The organism is Shewanella sp. Scap07 (assembly GCF_013394145.1).
Taxonomy (GTDB): Bacteria; Pseudomonadota; Gammaproteobacteria; order Enterobacterales; family Shewanellaceae; genus Shewanella; species Shewanella waksmanii.
Window position 1 is genome coordinate 1524778 of record NZ_CP041329.1, and the last position, 7917, is coordinate 1532694.

Genomic DNA, 7917 nt, shown 5'->3' on the forward strand with positions numbered 1-7917 from the left:
TCATCAAAACTATCGCTGCCATGCTTTAGCAGCACTTAGTGTCACTATGCGCAGCCTAAGTGCAGTGCCACTGCATCTACATTATAAGGGCGGTAGCGAACAGGGCTAACAAGCCGATAAAAATAATCGCCACTAGCCAATTAGGCAGTTGAGTGGTTGGTGCAGGCTTGTTGCTGCGTCCACGAAAGATATCAATAAACTCAGTGCCTTTTTCGGGATCGTACTGGGTTGTTGCTAGTACTACTGTGACCACCGGGCCTAACAACAGTGAGCCTATAAGGTAAGCTAACGGACTACGATTGTCTAAATTGGCGAGTGCGGTATTGATTAACGCTAATGTGCCCCATCCTAGGATGTACTCTTCCATGAGGTAAACTCCATAAACTGATTAAACTTAACACCTCTATTGAGGCTGATGGCAGTCAGCGCAATACGCCTTGCCAAGCTAACCTACCCATAAAGCCCGCTTAATGCGCTAGCAACAAGGTGAATATGAGTTTTTTTCATTTATCGAGTCGATGCAGGAATGAATAGCTGCTAGCCATTGTTAATCGGTAAACTGAGTGTTGGTCATTCTAACCTGTGTGTCTTTGCAAGCTAGTTTTCCATAGGTTTGTTAAGTGCTTTCGTAAATTTTCCTACGATTTTCTCAACTTTTTCAATTGAACTTGCCAATCCAAAATAGAAAATAGTTTGACCATTCTCTTCCCCTTTATCGAAGAGCGCATAGACCGATTCAGACAGGTAGTCATCGAACTCATCGCCTGTTATCTCGTCCATATGTACGATGACACCATATTCTTCAGTATCTCGGATATCTATTTCCATTCCAGTAATCTCTCTCGCTTTTGACCAATGTCAATCTAGTGTTTTAACTCACACTTATTACACTTAACGCCTCATTTATAGGCAGAAAAAAGTTGGTTAAAAAAAGCGACGATGGAGCGAAAATCAACTGTTTTTTTGTCTGCCCTTGACCGGCTTGTATGGTTTTATTTTACACTTATCTTTTTTATTTTTAAGGCTTTTTTAAGAAAAGTGCAAATTGCATCAAAATCTTGCGACTTTAAATAATCCTTGGCTATGTATGCGTGTCCATCGTAGCCATATTTAATGATTAAGTTATTTGGTGTTCCGTGCCTGCCCTCGGCAAAGTACACCTCAGTAATCTCGGAAAATTTAAGTTCTATAACGTTTAAGGAATCACCTAATTCAGGGAACATTATTGATTTATCATTAAGAATGATTACGCGTTTATGCCCACGTAACTTAAAGTAAGTTTTAAAAGAAAGGTAAGCAAGCCACACAAATAAGAATATAAAAGCAGCATAAAGGGAATATCCTAGAACCGACCAAATAGTGAAGCTAACTATAGGTAGTCCAATAGTATATAAAATATAGCCAATCAAAGAAAGGGAAAATACTCCAAAGAATAGATTCTGATTATTGCCGATATAATAATACTGACTGGTGCTCATAAAACCCAATGCCTCGTTAAGGGGCGATAAACAGTTGGCTACAATTTGTAAAGCACGAACAAAAGCCAACTGTTTTTTGTCCGTTTAAACGACTTATTATGTGTTTATCCCACTAAACCTTGTTTCCATAGTTCAATAACAACGTCCATTTGTCCGTTATGAGTTTTCTCATTTGAATTACATGACTTTTTCCACAATTCTTTTTTGTTTTGAGCAAGCGCAGTATCGAGCCTCAATAAACCTAATGCATTCAATGAATATGACTTGTTATCTCTGGATTTAGTGTAGCTTCCCGATGAGATTCCTTTTATGCAGCCATCTTCCGCTAAACCAAGAAAAGCATTTTTAGGGCAACTCTTTTTGATAGAAGGTAAGCTAGTAAACTCCTTTTCCACTGCTAATTGCCATGCATCATCAGGGGCAATACCACTTTTTGCTATCTGAACTGCTTCAATTGCAACTATTCCATAATTGCTCATATTGTTACCTTTACACTGACACGTAACGCTAAGCTAAGCGGAAAATACAGTTAGGCTAAACTTCGCGAAACGCGAGCCAACTGTATTTTTCCGTTTGAGCGCCTTGTTATGCATTACTCGCCGCTTTCTTCACGAAACTTTAAGTCTATTGTTTTTTGATCGAAACGAATTTGCAAAGGCTGCTTATCTTTCCAAGCCGCAATATGTAAATGGGGGTTACGGCTGTAGCCATTATTTCCGATAGTTGCTACAACATCACCAGATTTAACTGAGTTCCCCATAGCTACATTGACGTTATCAACGTGGGCGATAACAATTAGCGTCCCGTCCACTTTTTTAAACACTACAGAGCCAGCCCTTCCGGGAGTCATAATTCCTGGTTTATTTGTTACGTTGTTAATATGAACAGACTCGACAATACAGTCACATGGAGCCAATACATTTTTACCAAAACCATACCAATCTGTATTTTTATGTCCGTTATTTTTAAAAGGTCGATTGAATAATCGCTCTCCTGATTGGTAAAAATCTTGGACAACACAATCTGTACCTAGAGCATCACCTACGTAGTTATTAAATTGCCCCTCCCAGTGTTCTGTGCAGCTGAATGATTCTGCGGTAGGAGCGTGAATTTTAACGAAGTCAGTGCCAAATGCCTGAATAGAAAAAAACAAAGTTATTAGTAAAAAATACGGTTTCATTGAATATCCTTATATGCCTAACAGTATATTAGGCCGAACTCCGCATAACAACGGGCAGCCACGTTAATGTAATAGTAGCAAGCTAACTTAAAAGCTAATCACCCTCAATAGCTTATGTTCAAGTCGAAGGTGACTTTTATTCAATGTTCGTTGTAGAAAGTCGAAATTGACTTATTTGTGATCTTTTTCCGCGATGATCAAAATAGATTTACCTATAAATCAGTACCCAATGCCAAATCTTTTGCGACGCGAATTCTCTGCTGCCAAGCTAAATCGAAGAGATAATAATTCCAGTTGTAGATGCGGCTGAGGCCTTCGACAGCATGGCCGATCCTTGGCATCCATGCCTCTCGTTCATAAATGTAATAGCGCACCCAGAAACCATGCTTCTCTCGAAAAATAAGGGTAAATCGAAGAGACACTAAGCCCAGTGTAGATACGGCTGAGGGCGTTGGTGGCATGGATGCCACCGTCGAGCACACATGGAAGTGCTTGTAGCGCCCCGAAAAAGTATCTGCACATACCCCGCTGGAGGCGAAACCTCACTATCCACCATTGTGGTAAATGGCAGCCATTACACAGTGCAAAACCAAGTCCATCCTACAAAACACAGCCAAATCGAAGAGGCAGTTAACGCGGTGCAGATACCGCAGCGAGTTTCGGTTTCAGGGATGAAACCGCAAAGCGGCCATGGAGGGCTTCACAGCGACTCGCTAGGGTATCTGCATTAACCCCGCTGGAGGCGAAAACCCACTTTCCGCCATTGTGGTAAATGGCGCCACCCCGCTGGAAGCGAAACCCCACTATCTACCATTGTGGTAAATGGCAGCCAATTACACAGTGCAAAACCAAGTCCATCCCACAAAACACAGCCAAATCGAAGAGGCAATTAACCCCGTGCAGATACCGCAGCGAGTTTCGGTTTCAGGGATGAAACCGCAAAGCGGCCACGGAGGGCTTCACAGCGACTCGTTAAGGTATCTGCACAAACCCCGCTGGAGGCGAAACCGACTGTCCACCAATGGCACCAATGCCACCAATGCTATAAACCACCCACCCACTTACAGGCATAATTATCCCCGTGAACATTAACATCTTGGTAACTTGCCGTTATAGTGGATGGCAACATGCTCAGATATAAGCTTACTTGATGATAAAAATAATAAAAAAGCTGCTGATAGGCTTGTTAGCCTTAGGCTTTATTGGCGCGATTACCCTGTATGCGGGGCTGTATTCTAGCTTGCCGCAATTGACCGGTACTGTGTACAGCGGTGGGGTAAAACAAGCGGTCAGTTTAAGTCGCGATAGCTTAGGCACCGCGGTTATTACCGCTAGCAATCGTAACGATGCCGCCTATGCCTTGGGGTATGCCCATGGCCAAGACCGTTTCTTCCAAATGGATTTACTGCGCCGCAATGCTGCGGGTGAGTTAGCCGAGATATTTGGCCCCGGCGCCATTAAGCTAGATGAGCGTCAACGATTTCATCAGTTCAGGCAACGCGCTGAGATGATAGTGGCCAATATGGATGTGGCCAGTAAACGTCTGCTGCAAGATTACGCTGCGGGGGTGAACGATGCCCAGCAGGCGCAGCATTTACGCTCGTTTGAGTACTTGCTCACCCAAAGTAAGCCAGAACCTTGGCGCAGCGCCGATAGCCTGTTAGTGATTTTTAGCATGTATTTGGATTTACAATCAGGGACCATCAAGCGAGATTTAACCCTTGCGCATATTGAGCGCTATTTTGGTGCTGAAATGTTGGCATTTGTGAACCAAAATAGCCGTTATCAAGCGGCAATAGATGGCAGCGAACTGGCCACACCTGAAATTGCTATCCCTAGCTTAAGCTTACCAAAGGTGGCCATGGCAAAGGTAACGCCTATTGCTGAGCCAGTAGAAGTGGGCAGTAATAACTGGGCGGTCAGTGGCAAGGTCACCCAAAGCGGCCACGGCATGCTATCTGATGATATGCACCTGTCGTTTGCGGTGCCCATTATTTGGTATCGCGCCCAGCTAAACTATCAAAGCGCTACAGGCGAAGCGGTGCAGGTGACAGGGGTATCATTGCCTGGCGCGCCAGCCATTGTGGTGGGCACGAATGGTCATATTGCTTGGGGATTCACTAACGCCTATATCGATACCGCTGACTGGATTGCTCTGGCGGACGATGAAGCCACACAAGTCGAAAAACAACAGATTAAGCTGCCAAAAGGCGAGCATGAATATGCGCTGGAGTTAAGCCGATTTGGCCCAGTTAGACGTATTGACGATAAGGCCTATGCGCTTGCTTGGGTGGCGCATCAGCCTTACGCCGTTGATATGCAGTTGATGCAGTTAGAAACTGCCACCGATGTCAGCACTGGGCTGGAAAAAGCCAAGCACTTTGGTATTCCAGTACAAAACTTGCTGATAGTCGACAGCCAAGGCGATGCCGCCTGGCAACCCACTGGCGCTATTCCGTCACGTACAGCATTAAGTGATACCGCGCAGCACAGCGATGATTATCAGGCTGAACTGTGGCGTCAGGATGAAACTCAAATCCCGCGGGTGCATAACCCACAAAGCGATCGCTTATGGAGCGCTAATTCACGGGTCATGTCAGCGAGCGATCATCAGCGCTTTGGTGATGGCGGTTATGCGCTAGGGGCGCGAGCTGAACAAGTGCGTGATAATTTGTTGGCCCATGACAGCTTTGATGAGCGGTTATTTTTTGCGATGCAGTTTGACAATACCGCCCACTTTTTAACCCCGTGGCATGAGTACCTAGTCAGCGTGCTTTCAAGCCAACCCAAAGTGTTCAGCGATGATTTACAAGCACTGGCGCAGTGGCAACAATGTGCTTGCAGTGACTCAGTGGGATACACCTTAGTGCGGCACTTTCGTGATCAGATGATAGACGCAACATTTGCGCCGTTAGAAGCGGGGCTTAAGAAGCAGCAGCTGAGCTTGTCGGCGATCAAGCGCAATCTTGAAACACCCATGTGGCAACTGTTAGCTAAGCAGCCACCGCAATGGCTACCGCAAGGATATGATAGCTGGGCAGCCTTTAGCCTTGATGCCTACCGCCATAGTAAGCAGGATTTGCTCGCCAAATACGATAGTCGTAATAGCGGAGATTTAGCGACCTTGCAATGGGGTAAGGTTAATGCGCTTAAGGTGCAACATCCGTTTAGTAAGCAGATCCCGTTGTTGAGCCACTGGTTAGATATGCCAGAGGTTGCAGGCTTTGGTGACAGCTATATGCCGGCAGTACAGCGCAGTAGCTTTGGCGCATCGCAACGTTTTGTGGTGCAACCAGGCCGTGAAGAGCAGGGCATTATGGCGATACCTGGCGGACAGTCAGGCCATCCATTATCTGATTTTTATCGTGCCGGTTTTGATGAGTACGGTACTCACCAGCCCACGCCACTGCTGCCTGGGGATAGTTTAGCGACATTAGAAATCTTACCTGCCGCGGGCTAACCCTGCGTTTTGCCCGATAAATGGTGCACGGTTTCAGCCACAAAAAAGCCATCTAAACGATGGCTTTTTTATTGTGTGGCCGGCTAAGTTATAACAGCTTATGCCATACGTTCAGTAGGTCGCCAGCGTAGTAGCTCACCAGGTAATTTCACCCCTTGGGCGGTGAGGGTGTTAACGCGATTGAGATAAGCGGCACCGTACATTAAGTGCTTGGCTAAATCGACGGCGTTACGGTCTTGGTAGTTATCTAAATAACTGCCTTTGGCCCACTGGTTAAAGGCACCAAGTGCTGGGCCTGCCCAGATTTGATAATCCATTTCACGACCAGCTTCACCAGAGTTAGACCAGCGGCTTGATAAGCCAAGGTACCAGCGGAAAATAAGCGCCATTTTACGCTTCGGATTGCCTTCAGCACGCTCAATTTGCTTAGGGTCACGCTCATTAAAGTGCGCGACCGTACCCGCCCAAATATCATCTAAGCTTGAACGGAATACCTGCTTCTCTAGCTTTTCACGCTCATCGGCCGGAATGGCTTCAATTGAGTCATAACGGGTATAGATTTCATAGAGCTTATTGGCGCGCATTGGGAATAGGGTACCGCGTTTAACCACTTGCAGTTTCACGCCCATCTCAAACATATCGGCAGCTGGCGCCATGGTGACATCAGCCATCTCTGTGGTCGCCAGAAGTTTACGGGTATGCTCACTGGCACCTGCTTCAACACAAGCTTGGTTGATTGAGCCTGTAACAATGTAAGCTGCGCCCATGTTAAAGGTTGCCAGCGCAGCATCAGGCGTACCCACGCCACCACCACAGCCTACACGGATTGGGGTGTCGTACTGATACTTGTCTTGAATGGCATCTTTCAGTGCCAAAATAGTTGGCAATAACGTCACGAGTGGGCGGTTATCAGTGTGGCCACCAGAATCGGCTTCTGCGGTCACATCATCAGCCATAGGCACCAGTTGTGCTAGCTCCATTTGCTCAGCGGTAATTGATCCTTCATCAACCAGCTTTTGCAGCATTTTTGCTGGCGCAGGCATCATGAATTTTTCAGCCACTTCGGTGCGGCTAACTTTGGCAATGACTTTGTTGGCAATCACAATATTACCTTGGGCATCACGGCTTAGGCCCGCGGCGCGGTAATAAACAATTTGTGGGGTCAGCCCTAAAAACGCCGAGGCTTCAACAGTGCGTACTTTATGCTTTAAAAACAGTTCAACACTACCACGCTCAAGTGCAGGTTCACTTGGGCTATGGATAAGGTTAAACATGTACGGGCCATTTGGCAGTGCCGTTTGAATGCGGTTAATGGCGGCTTCAACACGTGATGGAATTAAGCCTGCCGCACCAAATGAGCATAAGATACCGGCTTTGCCAAGCGCGATAACTAACTCTTCTGACGAGATACCGTTTGCCATTGCGCCAGCATAGTAGGCATATTTCACCCCATGGACGCGGCGAAAATTACTGTCACCTAAACTTTCTGTGCCTAGGGCTGGTGCGAAAGCACTTACTGGGTGAGACTGGCTGTCGACTTTTCCGTTGGCCGCCACTTGGGCTTCAACAGCAATGCCTATGCCTTTGTCTACATGGTTTACCACGTAGCAGCTGCGACTAAAATCTTTAAGCTGTTGGCCCATCGCTTGGGTATCAAATTGGATTTGGCTTTCTGTCACCGACCAAGGCCATGGCGAGAGCTGTTCATTAGTTGTAGTCGAATTCATTATTCAAGACCTTTTAATTTTTATCGTTTTAGCGCGTAATTGAGTTGCCTCAGCTAAGGGTGACTTAGCTGA

Annotated in this window: 8 protein-coding genes; 1 reads left to right on the forward strand and 7 read right to left on the reverse strand. The window is 46.1% G+C overall.

What is annotated here, in order from left to right:
* Positions 1-76 precede the first annotated feature (76 nt).
* The 6 genes from FLM48_RS06745 to FLM48_RS06770 form a co-directional block, all read right to left on the reverse strand.
* Positions 77-367 (reverse strand): hypothetical protein, encoded by a 291-nt coding sequence (locus FLM48_RS06745; RefSeq protein WP_179022697.1) that lies wholly within the window; start codon positions 365-367, stop codon positions 77-79.
* 230 nt (positions 368-597) lie between these two features.
* Positions 598-828: a hypothetical protein gene (locus tag FLM48_RS06750; protein WP_179024122.1), complete on the reverse strand. Its 231-nt coding sequence runs from the start codon at positions 826-828 to the stop codon at positions 598-600.
* A gap of 164 nt (positions 829-992) precedes the next feature.
* Complete coding sequence (locus tag FLM48_RS06755) at positions 993-1547, reverse strand: hypothetical protein (protein ID WP_179024123.1); 555 nt, start codon at positions 1545-1547, stop codon at positions 993-995.
* Between the two features lie 35 nt (positions 1548-1582).
* Positions 1583-1957, reverse strand: coding sequence for a hypothetical protein (locus FLM48_RS06760; protein WP_179024124.1), 375 nt, complete (start codon positions 1955-1957; stop codon positions 1583-1585).
* A gap of 113 nt (positions 1958-2070) precedes the next feature.
* Positions 2071-2658, reverse strand: coding sequence for a M23 family metallopeptidase (locus tag FLM48_RS06765; RefSeq protein ID WP_179024125.1), 588 nt, complete (start codon positions 2656-2658; stop codon positions 2071-2073).
* 212 nt (positions 2659-2870) lie between these two features.
* Entirely contained in the window at positions 2871-3119 is a 249-nt protein-coding gene (locus FLM48_RS06770) for a hypothetical protein (protein WP_179024126.1), read from the reverse strand.
* Between the two features lie 689 nt (positions 3120-3808).
* On the opposite strand from FLM48_RS06770, the gene FLM48_RS06775 reads away from it, so the two are divergent.
* Positions 3809-6118, forward strand: coding sequence for a penicillin acylase family protein (locus FLM48_RS06775; protein ID WP_179024127.1), 2310 nt, complete (start codon positions 3809-3811; stop codon positions 6116-6118).
* Positions 6119-6216: 98 nt separating this feature from the next.
* Here FLM48_RS06775 and pfaD read toward each other — a convergent pair whose 3' ends face one another.
* A complete protein-coding gene (pfaD, locus tag FLM48_RS06780; protein ID WP_179024128.1) occupies positions 6217-7845 on the reverse strand; it encodes an eicosapentaenoate synthase subunit PfaD in 1629 nt (542 codons plus the stop codon).
* Positions 7846-7917 lie beyond the last annotated feature (72 nt).

Excerpts from the sequence above, each read along its gene's own strand:
- FLM48_RS06745 (WP_179022697.1), bottom strand. The coding sequence starts at position 367 with ATGGAAGAGTACATCCTAGGATGGGGCACATTAGCGTTAATCAATACC.
- FLM48_RS06750 (WP_179024122.1), bottom strand. The coding sequence starts at position 828 with ATGGAAATAGATATCCGAGATACTGAAGAATATGGTGTCATCGTACAT.
- FLM48_RS06760 (WP_179024124.1), bottom strand. The coding sequence starts at position 1,957 with ATGAGCAATTATGGAATAGTTGCAATTGAAGCAGTTCAGATAGCAAAA.
- FLM48_RS06765 (WP_179024125.1), bottom strand. The coding sequence starts at position 2,658 with ATGAAACCGTATTTTTTACTAATAACTTTGTTTTTTTCTATTCAGGCA.
- FLM48_RS06770 (WP_179024126.1), bottom strand. The coding sequence starts at position 3,119 with ATGCCACCAACGCCCTCAGCCGTATCTACACTGGGCTTAGTGTCTCTT.
- FLM48_RS06775 (WP_179024127.1), top strand. The coding sequence starts at position 3,809 with ATGATAAAAATAATAAAAAAGCTGCTGATAGGCTTGTTAGCCTTAGGC.
- pfaD (WP_179024128.1), bottom strand. The coding sequence starts at position 7,845 with ATGAATTCGACTACAACTAATGAACAGCTCTCGCCATGGCCTTGGTCG.